This is a genomic window from Flavobacterium kingsejongi (genome assembly GCF_003076475.1).
Classification (GTDB): domain Bacteria; phylum Bacteroidota; class Bacteroidia; order Flavobacteriales; family Flavobacteriaceae; genus Flavobacterium; species Flavobacterium kingsejongi.
Map to the genome: position 1 here is coordinate 3,387,940 of NZ_CP020919.1, position 17,785 is coordinate 3,405,724.

The following is a 17,785-nucleotide window of genomic DNA, read 5'->3' on the forward strand; positions in this document are numbered from 1 at the left end:
GTGAATTAAGTATTAAAAACTATTGATTTTTTCATGTTGTTAGAACCATACATTCGTTAAAAATTTACGGATTATGGCAAACAAAATAACAGACATGAGTAAAATTAGAAAAGTAATTAAATTCTATTGTAATGGAAAGAGTAAGTTATTTATAAGTAGCTACTTATCCCTTTCAAGAAATACGGTAAAGAAATATATTTCTTTATTTGAAGTTCTCGAATTAAGCTTTGAATTAATCGACCAAAAAACCGATGCAGAGCTGGAACTTTTATTCTCCCAGACTAGTGTAGAGGCCATTAGCCCGAGATTACAGACACTTTATGATTTTTTTCCTAAAATGGAACGTGAACTAAAAAAAGTTGGCGTTACCGTACAGCATATGTGGGAACAATATATTGCTGTAAATCCTGATGGTTATCGAACTTCACAATTTCATTATCATTACAATATATGGGGCAAACGAGTTAATCCGGTCATGCATATGAACCATAAGGCTGGTGATAAAATGTATGTTGATTATGCCGGAAAGACACTCTCAATTATTGATATAGATACTGGAGAAGTCAAAGAAGTACAATTTTTTGTAGCAATATTGGGCGCTAGCCAATACACGTATGCTGAAGCTTCCATGAGCCAGCAAAAGGAAAACTTTGTTGACTCGGTAGAAAATGCCATGCGCTTTTTTGAAGGCACTCCTGCCGCCATTGTTCCAGATAATTTAAAATCTGCCGTAATAAAAAGCAGTCGTTTTGAACCGACAATCAATGAAACCCTGGCTGATTTAGCAGAACATTACGAAACCACAATTTTACCTGCCAGAGCTTACAGGCCCAGAGACAAGTCACTAGTTGAAGGAGCTGTTAAGATATTATATCGAAGGATTTATGTAACCATAAAAGAAACTAAGTTCTTTTCTCTGGAAGAATTAAACCAGCAGATCTGGGATTTACTTGACTCTCACAATAACAGAAAACTGACAGGACGCCCTTATTCCCGCTTTGAATTATTTTTAGAAGACGAGAAAGAAAAACTGCGTCCACTCCCACAAGATCGTTTTGAAATTAAATACCAGTCTTTTGCAACAGTAATGCAAAACGGTCATGTTCAATTAAGCCAGGACAAAAACTATTACAGCGTTCCGTATCAATATGTAAAGAAGAAAGCCAAGCTGTTATATACCAAATCAACAGTAGAGATTTATTATAAATACAATCGAATAGCTGTACATCCAAGAAACTACAAACCTTATGTCTATACAACAACTCCTGAGCATTTAGCCAGTACACATCAATTTGTAGCCCAATGGAGTGCTGCCCGCTTCATTGAATGGGCTAATAATATTGATGAGTCAGTAGGAGAATATATAATGCAGATAATCGAAAGCAGAAATCATCCAGAACAGGCTTATAAAAGCTGTTTAGGAATACTGAATTTTGAAAAAAAGGTAGGCAGACAGCGATTAATAAATGCCTGCAGGCGGGCACTTGATTTTAAAATTTACAATTTTAAGACCATACAAAACATTTTAGAAAACAACTTGGATCATATTGATTTTGATCAAGAACCTGAGCAGGAACTTCCCGATCACAGTAACATAAGAGGAAAACACTATTATAACTAAATTAAATCTTGAAAAAATGAATGAATCCACAGTAACCAAAATGAAACAAATGAAGCTTTATGGCATGTTTAATGCTTTTAAAACAGCCATTGAAAGCGGGAAAACAGATCATTATACCCTTGACCAGTTTGTATCGATGATTATTGATGCAGAATGGGATGAAAGGTACAATCGTCGTATTGAACGAAGTATCACTAATGCCAAATTCCATTACAAATCAAATATTGAAAGTATCAATTTTGATGTATCACGTAACCTGGACCGAAACATGGTACTGCGTCTGGCAGAATGCGAATTTATAGAGAAAAACGAAAACATTTTAATCACTGGAAGCACCGGTGTCGGTAAAAGTTATTTAGGTACTGCATTAGGTTATCAAGCCTGTATACAGGGTTTTAAGGTAAGTTATTTTAATACCTCAAAATTGTTCGCTAGACTAAAAATGGCTAAAGCAGATGGTACTTATCTACGGGAACTTACCAAAATACAAAGACAGGATGTTATAATACTTGATGATTTTGGACTCCAGGCACTTGACAGCCATAACCGAATTACTCTTTTAGAGATCATAGAGGACAGGCATAATAACGGCTCTATAATCGTGACATCACAAATACCAGTTCAAGGCTGGTATGATATAATTGGAGAAAAAACGATAGCCGATGCAATATTAGACAGACTTATACACCAATCTCATAGGCTTGAATTACATGGAGAATCCATGAGAAAGAAAAGAGGAATAAACAAAGAGTGATATTTTATTATATTTGAATACTAATTAACAGATGAAAAAATATAGTTTTTAATCAAAACGGAGGTGCTCACTTTGCACCGGAATTAGGTGGTCATTTTGAACTGGAATCAGGTGCTCACTTTAAAACGGAATGGGGTGATCAATATAACCGGAATTTGCAGTAATGGTAAACGTTACTGTTTTTGATTCTCCTGCTTTGAGCTGTATCTTTTCAAATCCTTTTAGCTCTTTTACCGGACGGCTTATCGTGCCTACCAAATCCCTCAGGTACAACTGCACTACTTCCACTCCGCCTGTTTTACCTGTATTGGTAACGGTAACCGATGCCGTAATGGTGCCGGTACTGTTCATCGTGGTTGCATTCAGTGTGATTGGGCTGTACGAAAATTGAGTATAGCTCAGTCCGTAGCCAAAAGGATATAATGGTGCATTCTTTTCATCCAGGTAATTGCTTCGGAATTTTTCGAATCCATTATCCGATGCCGGGCGACCGGTGCTGTAATGATTGTAGTACAATGGGATTTGCCCTACACTGCGTGGGAATGTAGATGGTAATTTCCCGCCTGGGTTAACGTTTCCAAATAAAACATCTCCAATAGCATAAGCCGCTTCACTTCCGCCGAACCATACATTCAGTATTGCCGGTACATTTTCGTCTTCCCAGACTAAGGTCATTGGCCTTCCGGTAAACAATACTAAGACTACCGGTTTTCCTGTTTTTAATAACTCTTTCAGTAAGCGTTGTTGTACATCTGGAATTCCAATATCGGTACGGCTGCTGGATTCGCCACTCATTTCAGAGGCTTCACCCATTGCAGCTACGATAACGTCTGCTTTGGCTGCAATTGCCAATGCTTCTGCCCGCAGCGCTTCTTCACTGGTGGCATCACGATGCAGCTCGCGATTGAACATCGTGGAATGCTTCTCCAGTACCGGATCACTGGTCAGGTTACTGCCTTTTGCATATAATATGGTGGTATTCTTCCCGGCAACCGCCTGTAATCCTTCTACTACTGTAGCCGGATTATCTAATTTTGCTGCTACACTCCAGGTACCCGGCATGTTGGAACGGGTATTGGCTAATGGGCCTATTACAGCAATCGTCTGTTTTTTAGCCAAAGGAAGCATATTCCCTTCATTCTTTAGCAATACAAAACTTTCTGCTGCTGTCTGGCGTGCTATTGCCCGGTTTTCCTTGGTATAAATTTCTTTTTTTGCACGGGAAGCATTACAATATTTATACGGATCTGCAAATAATCCCAATTTGTATTTGGCTTCCAAAATACGGCGGCAGGCATTATCGACCTGGGCCATACTCACTTTGCCTTCAGCAACCGATTGCTTGAAAGAAGAGATAAAGCCTTCGCTTACCATATCCATATCAAGCCCTGCTTTTAGGGCCAGTTCGGATACGCTTTTGATATCACCCAAACCATGGTTGACCATTTCACTTACCCCACCATAATCGGCAACGGTAAACCCATTGAATTTCCATTGGTCGCGCAATACTTCGGTCAACAGCCATTTATTACCGTGTGCTGGAACGCCATCCACCACATTAAAAGAAGCCATCACACTTCCTACACCTGCTTCCACAGCTGCTTTATAGGGATAAAAGTAATCGTTATACATCCGGTTACGAGACTGGTCGAAATTTTGTGTAAACAGTTCTTAGTGTTTAATATTACACCTTTCTCCAAATATGACCAAGAACTGATTCATGATTAATCCCCAGCTTGGTATTGCATTTATCCAGCTTTTTTCACAATTTTGTATTGCTAAATAGACTGATTTCTTGACGCTTTTTTCATCTGGGAACTGCACTTTTGTTTTGGTATATTTTCTAATTCCCCTGTTTAAGTTTTCTATTGTATTTGTGGTGTACATTATTTTCCTGATTTCAGCAGGATAGGCCAAAAAAGGCATGAGATTTTCCCAATTCTTTTCCCAGGAGCAAACGGCATATTTATATTTTGCTTCCCAGTTTTTTTTAAATTCAGCCAGAGCTAAAACGGCTTCTTCCTGATTTATTGCAGTATATACTTCTTTCATTGCACTGCAAAATGCTTTTCTATCCTTAACTACTACAAACTTAAGGCTATTCCTTATTTGATGAACAATGCAAAGCTGGGATTCTGTATTTGGAAAAACACCTCTGATAGCTTTTGTAAATCCGGTAAGGTTATCTGTACAGGCAATGAGAATATCCTTTACTCCACGAGATTTTATGTCAGAGAGTACAGTCATCCAAAATGAAGCCGACTCTTCTTTATTTAGCCACATTCCTAATACTTCTTTCTTACCATCTGTTTTTAGTCCGATTACAATGTAAATTGCATGGTTTTCATATTTCCCATCTGTTCTTACTTTCATATGCACAGCATCCATCCAAACAATCAGATACTGTGGTTCTAAAGCCCTTTTAGTCCATAAATCAACATCAGCCAGTATTCTATCAGAGATGGTCGAAATCGTGGACTCACTTACTGATATCCCATAAACTTCTTTAACTTGTTCTACAATATCACTACGGGTCATTCCACGACTGTACATTCCTAAAATAGCATCTTCAATCTTTTCACTCATCGATTGGCCTTTTCCGATGACCTGAGGCTCGAATTCACCATTTCTATCCCGGGGAATAGCCAGGACCATATTGCCCAAAGTCTCTGATTTTATATTCTTTGAGAAAGAACCATTACGGCTATTGCCTGTATTGTATCCGTCAATATTATGCTTCTCATATCCCAGATGAGCATCCAATTCTCCCTGGAGTAGCTGTTCAATGCCTTGTTTATACAGGTCTTGAAAAAAAGTATGGAAGTCTTCTTTGTTTTTAAATTGCTTTGCAAAATCTTTGGGTAATTTACCATCTTCGATCATAATCCGCTCTTTTTAAATTATTTAAATGTAGTTCTTTTAAATTCTATACTTAATGATCTGTTGTTTTTTGGCTAAGCCTTAAAATCTCAAATCAAATTAAAATCAATTTCTACGTTTACACAATCTAACGACTACTCCCCCGGTTACGGCTCATGTCTACTGTATTGTAGTCCCTTCCGCCTTCTGCTGCGCCATAAAGGGCAAAATGTTTTACACAGGCTAAGATATTGGTATTGGAAGAAAAGGTATTGTCTTTACCCTGGTAACCACGGATCATGGCTTTAGCGATTTGTCCCCCTAAGAAAGGGTCTTCCCCACTACCTTCGGATACACGGCCCCAACGTGGGTCCCTTGCGATATCGACCATAGGGCTGAATGTCCAGTTGATACCGTCGGCACTGGCTTCAATAGCTGCAATACGGGCAGATCTTTCGATGGCATCCATATCCCAGGTACTGGCAATCCCCAACGGAATCGGGAATACGGTTTCATAGCCATGAATAACATCCATTCCAAATAACATTGGGATTTTCATGCGGCTCTGTTCCACAGCAATGCGCTGAATGGCACGGATTTTTTCCACGCCTTTGATATTGAACATACCACCGACCTGGCCCAGCTTGATCTTTTCTCCGATGTTACTATTTTTTCCCAGTCCGGTCACAATATCGCCCTCACTCGGAAGGTTCAATTGCCCCACTTTTTCTTCCAGGGTCATTTTCCCCATCAGGTTAGTGATGAAAGTATCCATCTTAGGATCTTTGGATTGTTGTGCATTCAGGCTGATGGCAGCTGCACATACAAAAATTGCGGTTACTACTTTTTTCATGATAATTAAATACGATTCTGTTTGCTATAATTACAGATTCCCGTCGGCCATGAGGTGGGCAAAATGAGGGGAATCCAGTCGTAAAACTATAACGTTATAGTATGCGCAGGATTTCTATTATAAAAAAGTAGCAACTTAAAAAGACAAACCACTGAATAACAAAGTACTAATCCTATTCAGGTGGGTAAAAAAAGTAGTAAAAGTAGAGCCGTTTAATACATTTTTCCGGGGATCATACCAATTTTGGAGACCATTACTTCAAACTCATCCCGGGAAACAGCAGCCTTGTTCCGGCCCTTTGTCCGGTAATTGTAAATCGTGCTCAGGGAGTAGCGAAGGAAGGCCGCAATCTTGACACTGTCGGTAATTCCCAGGCGGATTAATGCAAATATACGCAGCTCGGTATTGAGCAGTTCACCATTTTTCAACACCACCTGTTCGTCTTTAATCAGCAGTGCATTAAAGTCACGGACAAATCCGGGATAAAGATTTAAAAAGATACTGTCAAAGTTTTTGTACAGTTCTTCCAGTTCCGTATCTACAACTGTGGTAGATTTCAGCATGCGGAACAATTCATCGAGTTGCTTTTCGGTAGCCTTTTTATTCAGGGCTTTGCGGTAATTTTCGAGTTTATTGATGTAGGTCGAACACAAATCAAAGAAATGGGCGATGTATTCCTCTTTCACATGATTGGCTTCGGACAATTGGGTATTCCGTTCATTCAGCTGATCGTTGGTACTGCTGATGTCTTTATTCAGTTCTGCCAGCTTCTCACTGGTGCGGTGCAGCTCTTCCTTAATCCGGGACACTTTGCGCATCTGTTTGTATACATACAATACTGCTAGGATCAGGAAAAGCGACAGGAGGCTGATCAGTATCAGATAGGTTTGCAATTGCCCTTTCCCTTTGGCTTCTTTGTCGAGGTAAGCGGTATTGATAATGGTATAGAGTTCTGATATCTGGAGGGTACGGAACTTCACATTGCAAAAAATGGCATCTTCTATCGCAGATTGGGTACATTTATAGGCATTGTCAATCGCACCGGACTCATAATAGATCAGCGCCAGGTTCTGCATGGAGGCATTGTCCTTAATGGCATTTTCAATATCGGTAATCGCCGAAATACTATAGTATTGCTTTTCCAGTTCGAAGTTGTCCTGCAGCTTATACGTATCACCCAATAGATAGGCGACCATGGCATAATCAGCATTTTTATGTTGTGCCGTTTTTAATAACTCCAACAGGCTTTGCTGGGCTTTGTCCACCTTTTTGGTATAAATGTCTTGCTGCGCCTGGTTGATCTTATATTTTACCGTAGCGGGATCCAGTACCCCCAATAACGAATCGCGGTAGATTTCGATATTCTGGATGTATACGTCGCTGTAAGTATTGGTAGAATAATGCTCAAAAAACTGGCTGTAGGCTTCATAATACAACGGAAAAAGCACCGGAGACAATTTTTTCTTATTGATCTTTTGAAGTAGCAGCTCCGATTCCCGGTATTTACCCGAAGAGGAATACAGGTTGGCCAGTTGCAGCTGTGCTTCCTCCGACAGGTTTTCATCATGGAGCATCCCACCAATCTGCAGGTTTCTCTTGACATAGTAAATAGCGGAATCCAATTTGAATTTCCGGTATTCCTGATAGAGCTTTTTATTACAGTCATATTCCTGCTGTGTGGATAAATCCCCCAATAAATTGCGTTTCAGCCCAGCAATCTTTTTTTCTTTCTTCTTGACGTACTGCTGCTTATTTTTAATGGCATAGTCCAATTGACTAAAAATGGAATCGCTTTTGGTTCCCGAATAGGCAGGATAAAATATGCTAAGGAATACGAGGAATAAAAGACTTTTTTTCAAACTATTTCGATATAAGTATTGTGGCTCACAAATATAGTAAAGTACCTATAAACAAAATAGCTTTTCCGGAATACGTATGCAATACTGTAGTGTCAAACATTCCGCTCTTTGGGGTTTCCGTAGTGCCTGTGCCTGTTATCGTGCGATTTTTTTGATCATTCCATCAAAAATAAAATAATGAAAAGGTACTAAAGAATACCAATACAACCTGCCCCAAAGCCCTCTGGGACGGAAAGTCGCAATCTGGTGCAGTACATTCTTATCATCGATACTGAACTCCAGCCAGGCTTCTCCCGGTAATTTCATTTCTGCAAAAAGCAGCAGCCGTTTTTCCGGGCGACTGGCCAGGAGTACCCGCCAAAAGTCTAAGGCATCGCCGGAGTGGATCAATAGCGGATGGGTTCTGCCGCGGCGCAATCCTACCCCGCCAACAGCCTTATCCATGATTCCGCGGATTTTCCACATCCAGTTGCCATAATACCATCCCGTTTCACCACCAATAGCGAATATAGCATCCAGTGTGGCATGCGGATCTTTTATTTTTATGGACTTGCTATCTTTCAGGCAGCCATACACCGGAACCTGTATATAGCCTCTCAGGTCATCTGCGTTCCTGCTGCTGGACAAACTGTCTTTCCAGCTGGAGAGCACAATATTTTGCTCAATCTTAAGGAATGCCAGTTTGAGGGCATCCAAATAGGAAATGGGTTTAATACCCAGCAGGGTTTGTAATCTTTTATCTTTGGCAACGACTTCCATTTTCATACTGTCCACCAGGTTTACCGCCAGTTTATAGGAGGTTGAGGTGACAAAATAAAGCCAGTAGGACGATAGTTTCGGCGTCATCACCGGAAGGGTAAAAATCCATAATTTGATTCCCCGGCTCTTTGCATACAGCAACAACATTTCTTTATACGTGAGAATATTAGGCCCACCGATATCAAAAGAATCATGGTAACATTCCTCCCGTAAGGCCACACCAATAAGGTATTTGATGATATCCCGGATCGCTATGGGCTGGGTCTTCGTCAGCACCCATTTTGGGGTGATCATAACCGGTAGCTTTTCACACAGGTCCCGTATGATCTCAAAGGAAGAACTGCCGGATCCTACAATAATCCCAGCTCGTAAAACCGTGAGTTCAAAATTGCCTTTGTACAGGATGTCCTCTACATCACTACGGGATTGCAGGTGTTTTGACAGCACGCTATCATTAATGATCCCGCTTAAAAAAATGGCCTGCTGAATACCAATCGCATCCATATAGGTATTGAAATTCCGCGCTGCCGTGGCTTCCAACTGGCCGAAATCATCGGTGGCGGCTGACATGGAATGGATGAGGTAGTAAGCAACATCGACACGATCAGGCAGCGTACTGAGATCAGGCTCCTGGAGGAAATCTACTTCCCAAATTGTAATCCGTGCCAACGTAATATCATCAAGCCCGTGGCGCTCTTTATTCCGCACACAGCAAATCACCTCATGATTGAGGTTCAGTAACTCCGGCAGCAATCGTTTGCCTACATATCCATTGGCTCCTGTCAGAATAATTCTCATTGATAGCTTTTTCATAAAGTTACATAATTATTGTTTAACTCTATTATTGTTTTTGTACAACAAAAGTTAACAGAACCGGGATTGTACTGCCCTAAATCCCAAAAATAAGCCGGCAACGGTAAACAAACAGGTATTTTTACGTATCGGCAACTCAGCTGTATGTGATACTTTGCAGGCTCAATAAGTCCCTAAACTTAAAACCTAATAGCATGCAAAATCATTTATCACAAAAAGCAACTGCTGCACCGGACTGTAACAGCGATCCGGCAGCATCCCTCAAAAAGATGTTTATTGACACGACCATGGGCAACCGGATCAATGCCGGGCAATGCCCTGTCCGAAGAGCGGTGTTCCTGAAACCCCATGGTGTCGCCAAAGCCGATTTCATCATTATGCCCGGGCTTCCGGCGGAATATAAAGTTGGTATTTTTGCCTTAGACCAGTTAGAGGCCTGGGTTCGTTTTTCCAGCGATACCCTACCCCACAGTACCGATGTAAAATCTACCGTAGGTGTTGGGATAAAACTCTTTGGTGTACCCGGTAAAAAACTCCTCCCGTCAAGCGAAGAAGGCACTACAGTCGATTTCCTGCTGCAAAATATGGATGTTTTCTTTGTAAACAATGCGACAGAAATGTGCCAGTTTACAAAAGCAGGTGTAGTCGATCATAATTATGACAACTTCCTGAAAGACCATCCCGTGACGCAACAAATCCTGGATGAGATGGAAAAAAATGTAACCAGCTGCCTGGCAACCGATTATTGGAGCGGGCTTCCCTATGCTTTTGGAGATCGTTTTGTAAAATACAAACTGGAACCCATCGATCCTCCTTTTACCACACCTCCTTCCCAAAATACACCGGACTACCTGCAGGCAGACCTACAGGCCCGGCTGAATATGGGAGAAGCGCAGTTCCGCTTTATGGTACAATTCAGCACTGATCTGGAAAAAATGCCCCTCGATAAAGCCACAGTACGTTGGGAGGAGTCTGAATCCGCCCCTATTCAAGTAGCCACCTTAGTGATCCGCAAACAGGATATTACCAACCAGGGGCAACGCGAATATGGGGAGAACCTGTCATTCAATCCGTGGAGAACGCTGGAAGTCCACAAACCTCAGGGGACAATCAGTGATGCCCGGAAAATAGTCTATCAGGCAGGTGCAGACCTGCGCCATTATAAAAATGGTGTTCCTGATGCCGAACCTTCCGTACCAAGACAACTCAATAACTACTAAACTTAGCAAAATGGATACGAAACAACCCCATAGTGTTGCCATTTACCCTGCCATAGGCATCGCACGGATAGGCAATTCAAAAGAATACTACCTCGCTTCCGACCTGCCGGGTGTTGCACCTGTTGCGGAAGGCGGCTTTAAAGACAATAACAACCTCTTTAAAAAACAGGTACCGGTATTCCGGATTTATGCCCTGGACCAAGAGGGAAAACCGCTTTATGAAATCAATGCCGATACCGCAGATATCGAGTGGCGCGTACATGTGGCCAACAGAAAATCAGCCTGGTACCAGTTTAATAATGCCTTAGACCTTGGCGATGACAGTATTCCGAGCACCAAACGCAACGGCGCGGTTATCGGTGAAGACCGCAACCAACTGGTGATTGATCCGGGACCGAGAACCATCCGGGGTATCCAAAAATCAGGTCCAGAATACCATTTTGATTCCGGTACCTTTTATGGGAAAAAAGTTTCCCTGGGAGAAATCCGTACCGATGAAAAAGGGCGTTTGCTCTTTTTAGGAGGCGATGGAGTGAGTGCTTCCCGCTTTAATGTCAATGCTATTACGTTTGCCAATAATGACGACTGGCACGATGATACTTCCGACGGTAGCGTACGGGCTACAGTGACGATAGGTGGTCAGGCGTTTGAGGCCAAGCCAGCCGTCGTGATCTGTACGCCTCCCAACTTCGGGCAGGGGTTATTCCCGGTAGTAAGTATGCTGGATGTGGTTCAGGACTTATACCTCCGCGAAGGATGGCTACAGCCCAAAGCTACCGTAAATTTCTATGAGGATATTTATCCGATATTATCCCGGATGAGCAGTACCCAATGGGTCAATGAAGGATTCTTCATGCTCTTTGGCAAAAACTCCCCGAGCGATTTTAGCGATCCCGAACTGATCAAAGTGCTGGAAAGCCCGGATGCTGCCTATGCCCCCGAACGCAAACGCATCTTTGAATGGTTCAGGGATAAAAATTCACCAGACTATTTACCCAATAAAGTACCGCCACACTATGGTGATCTATTTGGCGACTATGAGAAAATGGCTGCGGTGGACCTTTCCGTAACGCTGACACAATATAATAAGCTCGAACAATGGGCTTCGGGGAATTTTACTACAGGCACCCCAAAGCAAGAAGTCCCTTTTGACGAATTATCGGTTGCCGATCAGGTCAATGCCCTGCTCCATGCACCACTGGAGGAATGCCTGGGAGGCCCTTTTCACCCGGGGATTGAAATTACCTGGCCTTTCAGGCACCTTATGCTATGGGAAGAACCTTTCCGCTTAAAACTATTGCCGGAAGACAGCAGTGCCCGGGACGATTATGGTGGAATTATCACTTCTGAAATCGCATTGTCAAAAAATGGCCCACTGGACGGCAGTGGCCCCGGATCCATCACGCGATGGCTGGGTGTCCCATGGCAAACAGATGAAGCCAGTTGCTTGTCGGGATATGATGTGACACTCTACCTTCCCTTACCTTCATTCTGGTCGGTACGGGTACCCAATACCATATTGTCAATGGACAGCTTTGACCGTATCAGCACTACAACTATTAATGACGGGCAGAAATTAAAACATTTCTCCTACCGGGTGGACTGGATGCGGGATTTCACCACAAATTATGTCATAAGGATCAACAGGATGGTTCAAAAATGGCATCAGCTGGGGATTATCACCAAACAGGAAATGGAACACAAATCCCAATTTGTACCGGATGAAGTGTGGGTAGAAACCCATCGCAAAGGAGCTATCGGAATAGATCCGACCGTAGAACAGGTAAAATATGCCGAAGGCGAAAAAACGCCCCAAAACCAATTATTACGGGCTGCACCGCGACAAAGCCACCCTTTAAAAAGACACGAATTATAACACCTCCAACCTCCATACCAGTTGTCATTGTCGGAGCCGGGCCAGCAGGCCTGGCTACCGCATTGGCGTTACAGCAATATGGAATTTATTGTACCATCATTGACAATCATCCGGAACATGTGGTAAAGCCCGGAGAATCCTTACCCCCCAATGCCAATGCTATTTTAAATACATTGGGCATTGAAACCCTATTGGAATCCCCCAACCATAATCACTATGTAGGCAATACTGTAGTGTGGGGAGACGGCACTGTCCGTTCCCGATATTTTATGAATGAACCCTATGGCAATGGCAGGCACCTGAACCGTATCGCTTTTGAAACCGAACTCCGCAACACTGTACAGCAACACAACATCCCTTTATTCCTGGATTACCGCCTGACTAACATTACCGAACAGGAAGAGCAATTATTCCTAAATTGCACTACGCCTGATGGCACTGTCAGGACATTAAAAGCAGGTTTTGTGGTCGATTGTAGTGGCCGCGCTGCTATTGTGGCTAAGAAAATGGGCGTAAAAAGGACAACACTCGATACTTTATCGGCGTATTATTGTACCGTGCCCCAACCGGGAAATACATTAAACGGAATGACTTTTATAGAATCGGTGGAAGATGGCTGGTGGTATGCTGCACCAATCGGAGACAACAAAATCATTATGCACTTTATGTCCGATGCTGATCTCCATACGCTCAAAACCCCGGATCTCCAATATTGGTTCCAACAAAAAATAGCCGAAACACAACACCTCAATACCCTGATTCATCCGGATATTTCAATGGCAACGGCAATCACTATCAAAACCGCAACAACCGCGATACTGGAACAACCCTGTGGCCCGCGATGGCTGGCTGTAGGCGATGCCCTATGCAGTTATGACCCGCTTACTTCCTTTGGGATTACCAATGCCCTCGCTGGGGGACATGCCGCCGCACAGGCGATAGAAAAGTTATTCAACGGCGACAGCAGTGGCATTTCGGACTACTGCCAGCAGCAAATAAGCGTCTTTGACAAATCGGTTGCAATGCTGCAAAACCAATACAAAATGGAACAACGCTGGCCTTCAGCCCCGTTTTGGGAAAGACGGCACTGATTCCACCAATGATGCGAATGAACTGTAAAACATTGCTTCGAATACTTGAAAACCAACAGTATATTTTATACTTTAGCTTTTCCCTGATCCGCTGACGGGCTTTGAAAAAATACTGCTATGTTACGTCATTTCCCTATTATCCTTTTGACTTTAGTCTTGCCACACCTTACTTTTGCACAGGAAGTTCTTCCACTATACCCTGCCGGAGCCATCCCAAATAGTATCCCCGGCCCCAACACCGAATTCACTACACTAACCGACACGGGAATTCCGCTGTTACATAAAGTATCCGTTCCAACCATAGTTGCTTACAATGTCCCCAACAGCACCCAAAACCATAGTCCCGTGATTATATGCCCCGGAGGCGGGTATGGCGCACTGGCGAATGTGCATGAGGGTTCCGATGTTGCAAAACTGCTGAACAGCTGGGGTATCAGTGCTTTTGTGCTCCACTACCGCCTGCCCGATACTGCAATTATGAAAGACAAATCCATAGGCCCGTTACAGGATGCCCAACGTGCCCTTCAAATGGTTCGGGAACATGCTGCCGAATGGCATATTGACCCGGCAAAAATCGGGATCATGGGGTTTTCTGCCGGAGGCCATCTTGCCGCGACAGCAAGCACACATTATAAGGATCCTAAAATCAAAAACCCGAAACACATTTCACTACGCCCCGACTTTTCCATACTGATCTATCCCGTAATCAGCTTTACCGATAGCCTGACGCATAAATGGAGCCGGGAAAACTTACTCGGGGCACAGCCCTCTGCCGAAAGTATCCGTTATTATTCTAATGAACTACAGGTTACTGCTGATACACCACCCGCCTTCCTGGTGCATGCCCTAGATGATCCGGATGTGGTAGCCCTGAATACGACTTCTTACCATAAAGCTTTATTACTGCATAAGGTTTCCAGCGAAATTATCCTCTATCCCCATGGTGGCCACGGCTTCGGGATGAACAATACCACCACCACCGAAAAATGGACGGACGACCTTAAAGCCTGGATGATTGCCCATAAATGGCTGTAAAAACCCTGTATTTCAAACAGATAACCTTAATAAATCAAAAGAAAAACTATAGGCCATTCCCCTGTTTTTATCCTATTTAATACGTTTCGTCCCTATAGCATTATCCAGCTATTATTCCTACATTAGCGTATATGCAAACAAATGTGGATGTACTTATTATTGGTGGTGGACTGGCCGGACTGGCCGCTGCAATCCATTTGTCCCAAAAAGGAAAACTGGTAACTGTGGTGGAAAAATCAGCCTATCCGCGCCATAAAGTCTGTGGGGAATACATCTCTAATGAAATCGTCCCCTACCTGGAATCCCTGGGAATGGATGTTACAGTACTCCATCCGGCACACATCAACCAGTTTCATTTTTCGACCCAACGGGGCACTTCTGCTACGGCTCCACTCCCCTTAGGAGGCTTTGGAATCAGCCGCTATGTGCTGGATGCCTTTATGTACGAGAAAGCAATAGCCTCCGGTTGCCAGATGGTAGAAGATACAGTGACCCAAATTGCTTTTGCCAATGACCGTTTTACAGTAGGTACTGCGACTCAGGAATTTTCTGCCGGGGTAGTATTGGGTGCTTATGGCAAGCGCTCCAATGTAGACCAGGTACTGTCCCGTGAATTCATCCGCAAAAAATCGCCCTGGCTCGCGGTGAAAGCTCATTATTCGGGTGACTTCCCCAATAATGTGGTCGCCCTGCACAACTTCAGCGGTGGCTATTGCGGGGTTTCCAATGTAGAAAATAAGACTATCAATATTTGTTATTTAGCCCATTATAGCTCGTTCAAAAAATATAAGAATATTGCCCAATACCAGCGTGAGGTGCTCTGTAAAAATCCACAATTGAAAAGGATATTGGAATCCAGTACGCTACTTTTTGAAAAACCACTCACTATCAGCCAGATTTCATTCGATAAAAAACAACCTGTAGCAGATCATATCCTGATGATTGGTGATACTGCAGGCCTGATCCATCCGCTTTGTGGCAACGGTATGGCCATGGCATTGCACAGCGCGCAAATTGCGGCTACGCTGGTACTGGATTTTTATTCGGGTGCTATTGCTTCCCGAACACTATTGGAACACCGCTACCGCCGGGAATGGCAAAAACACTTTGGTAAAAGGCTACGGGCCGGGAGAATGTTAGCCGGAATTTTGCGCAACACAACCATAACGAACTTAGTGCTTCCGCTACTGGTTCGGTTTCCGGCACTCCTTCCAAAGATCATACAGCAAACGCATGGCAAACCTATAATCCTGATACCCTAATGGCAATCGATACTACCTACCGAACGGAAGCGACCGAGATTATGGACGACTTCTCGTTAGCCAGCGAAGAGTTACAGGACGCCCTGGATAAAATTGCGAGCATCAACCAATTGCTCGGCGGCAACCGGCTTACCCTAAATGGTGTAAAAAAACTGCTGGACATTTGCGATACTACCCAAACCATTACTATTGCCGATATCGGCTGTGGGAATGGTGATATGCTGCGGATGCTGGCCGATTATGCAACCCAAAAAAATATCGTATTGCAACTCATTGGTATTGATGCGAATGCCTTTACCATTGCCTATGCCCAAAAATTGTCAGCAGCCTATCCTAACATTTCGTACAGCTGTGTTGATATTTTTAGCCCGGCATTTGAAGACGTCACTTATGATATTGTATTATGCACCCTTACCTTACATCATTTTAAAGAAGACGAAATTGTCAATATAATTAGTATCTTTAGTAAGAATGCCACCACTGGCATCCTGATTAATGACCTGCACCGGAGCCTGCTGGCCTATCGCCTTTTTGAGTGCATCTGCTGGATATTCCGGCTGAACCGGATGTCACGGGAAGACGGCCTGGTCTCGATACTCAGGGGATTCAAGAAAAAGGAACTGGAGGATTTCTCCAAAAAGCTGAATGTTAACCGCTATAGCATCCGTTGGAAATGGGCCTTTCGCTACCAATGGATAATTTATAAAAGATGAGTGTAAAAATAATAACGGTTGCCAGGCAACTTCCTCAATATTCCCGGACAACGGCTGATATACTCCCATTGCTTGATGGCTGGCTTACGGGTCAGGAGGAGCGCTTTATCAAAAAAGTAAAAAAGATATTTGAAGGCGCTGCAGTCGACCAACGGTATTCCATCATGGATCCACTGGAAGTATTTACAGCCTCCTCTTTTGAAGAAAAAAATAATATTTATACGCGTGAAGTCATCCAACTGGGTGAAAAGGTACTCCAAAAGGCATTGGAAAAAGCCGGATGGGATCCCCAAAGCCTGGATTATATCATTACAGTTAGCTGTACCGGGATCATGATTCCATCGCTGGACGCTTACCTGATCAACAGCATGAAACTCCGGCAGGATATTGTCCGCCTTCCGGTGACTGAAATGGGATGTGCTGCCGGGATTTCCGGGATTATTTATGCCAAGAATTTCCTGAAGGCCAATCCGGGGAAACGTGCTGCGGTCATTGCGGTGGAATCGCCAACGGCTACCTTTCAGCTGAATGACTTTTCAATGCCCAACATCGTCAGTGCGGCTATTTTTGGCGATGGAGCCGCGTGCTGCCTGGTTTCCTCACACGCAGAAGACCAGGGCCCGGAGATCATCGATGAGCAGATGTATCATTTTTATGATGCCGAACACATGATGGGATTCCAGCTTACGAACACCGGCTTGCAAATGGTCCTGGACATAGAAGTTCCCGATACCATTGCGGCCCATTTCGGGGATATCATCCATCCCTTCCTCCACAAAAATCATTTAAAAATAGAAGACATAGACCACATGATTTTCCACCCCGGTGGTGAAAAAATAGTGCAGACTGTGGAAGCCTTATTTTCTGGACTGGGTAAAAACATCGATGCGACCAAACAGGTCTTAAAAAACTATGGCAATATGTCGAGTGCTACGGTGCTTTATGTTCTGGAACACATTATGGACCAGCAACCTAAAGCAGGCGAAAAAGGGCTTATGCTGAGCTTTGGCCCTGGCTTTTCAGCACAAAGGGTCTTATTACAATGGTAAATTTATAACTTAAAAAAATAC

13 protein-coding genes and 1 pseudogene are annotated in these 17,785 nt (G+C 43.3%); 9 read left to right on the forward strand and 5 right to left on the reverse strand.

The window, feature by feature from the left end:
- The first annotated feature begins 73 nt into the window (after positions 1-73).
- Both istA and istB read left to right on the forward strand, forming a co-directional pair.
- Entirely contained in the window at positions 74-1,621 is a 1,548-nt protein-coding gene (gene istA / locus FK004_RS15220; protein WP_108735486.1) for an IS21 family transposase, read from the forward strand.
- A 16-nt stretch (positions 1,622-1,637) separates the two neighbouring features.
- Positions 1,638-2,375: an IS21-like element helper ATPase IstB gene (istB, locus tag FK004_RS15225; RefSeq protein ID WP_056251131.1), complete on the forward strand. Its 738-nt coding sequence runs from the start codon at positions 1,638-1,640 to the stop codon at positions 2,373-2,375.
- 120 nt (positions 2,376-2,495) lie between these two features.
- Here the strand turns inward: istB and FK004_RS15230 are convergent, their stop codons facing one another.
- The 5 genes and pseudogenes from FK004_RS15230 to FK004_RS15250 all read right to left on the reverse strand — a co-directional run bounded on the left by FK004_RS15230 (position 2,496) and on the right by FK004_RS15250 (position 9,503).
- A complete protein-coding gene (locus FK004_RS15230) occupies positions 2,496-4,043 on the reverse strand; it encodes a glycoside hydrolase family 3 C-terminal domain-containing protein (protein ID WP_420358901.1) in 1,548 nt (515 codons plus the stop codon).
- Between the two features lie 3 nt (positions 4,044-4,046).
- Entirely contained in the window at positions 4,047-5,258 is a 1,212-nt protein-coding gene (locus FK004_RS15235) for an IS256 family transposase (protein WP_108735429.1), read from the reverse strand.
- Positions 5,259-5,397: 139 nt separating this feature from the next.
- A pseudogene (locus FK004_RS15240) lies at positions 5,398-6,087 on the reverse strand (glycoside hydrolase family 3 N-terminal domain-containing protein); the annotation flags it as partial.
- A gap of 212 nt (positions 6,088-6,299) precedes the next feature.
- Complete coding sequence (locus FK004_RS15245) at positions 6,300-7,946, reverse strand: DUF6377 domain-containing protein (protein ID WP_108738023.1); 1,647 nt, start codon at positions 7,944-7,946, stop codon at positions 6,300-6,302.
- A gap of 135 nt (positions 7,947-8,081) precedes the next feature.
- Complete coding sequence (locus FK004_RS15250; RefSeq protein ID WP_108738024.1) at positions 8,082-9,503, reverse strand: SDR family oxidoreductase; 1,422 nt, start codon at positions 9,501-9,503, stop codon at positions 8,082-8,084.
- A gap of 209 nt (positions 9,504-9,712) precedes the next feature.
- On the opposite strand from FK004_RS15250, the gene FK004_RS15255 reads away from it, so the two are divergent.
- The 7 genes from FK004_RS15255 to FK004_RS15280 all read left to right on the forward strand — a co-directional run bounded on the left by FK004_RS15255 (position 9,713) and on the right by FK004_RS15280 (position 17,764).
- Entirely contained in the window at positions 9,713-10,738 is a 1,026-nt protein-coding gene (locus tag FK004_RS15255; RefSeq protein WP_108738025.1) for a catalase family protein, read from the forward strand.
- 10 nt (positions 10,739-10,748) lie between these two features.
- Complete coding sequence (locus FK004_RS19260) at positions 10,749-12,614, forward strand: LodA/GoxA family CTQ-dependent oxidase (protein ID WP_170108562.1); 1,866 nt, start codon at positions 10,749-10,751, stop codon at positions 12,612-12,614.
- 26 nt (positions 12,615-12,640) lie between these two features.
- Complete coding sequence (locus FK004_RS15260) at positions 12,641-13,705, forward strand: FAD-dependent monooxygenase (RefSeq protein ID WP_227871720.1); 1,065 nt, start codon at positions 12,641-12,643, stop codon at positions 13,703-13,705.
- Between the two features lie 117 nt (positions 13,706-13,822).
- On the forward strand, positions 13,823-14,740 hold the full coding sequence (locus tag FK004_RS15265) for an alpha/beta hydrolase (RefSeq protein WP_108738027.1): 918 nt from the start codon (positions 13,823-13,825) through the stop codon (positions 14,738-14,740).
- Positions 14,741-14,871: 131 nt separating this feature from the next.
- Entirely contained in the window at positions 14,872-16,002 is a 1,131-nt protein-coding gene (locus FK004_RS15270) for an NAD(P)/FAD-dependent oxidoreductase (protein WP_108738028.1), read from the forward strand.
- The gene (locus tag FK004_RS15275) at positions 16,002-16,715 is read left to right on the forward strand and encodes a methyltransferase domain-containing protein (RefSeq protein ID WP_108738029.1); all 714 of its coding nucleotides are present in this window, start codon (positions 16,002-16,004) and stop codon (positions 16,713-16,715) included. Before FK004_RS15270 ends, FK004_RS15275 begins: the two co-directional genes overlap by 1 nt.
- Complete coding sequence (locus tag FK004_RS15280; RefSeq protein WP_108738030.1) at positions 16,712-17,764, forward strand: type III polyketide synthase; 1,053 nt, start codon at positions 16,712-16,714, stop codon at positions 17,762-17,764. The genes FK004_RS15275 and FK004_RS15280 overlap by 4 nt, the downstream gene beginning before the upstream one ends.
- Positions 17,765-17,785 lie beyond the last annotated feature (21 nt).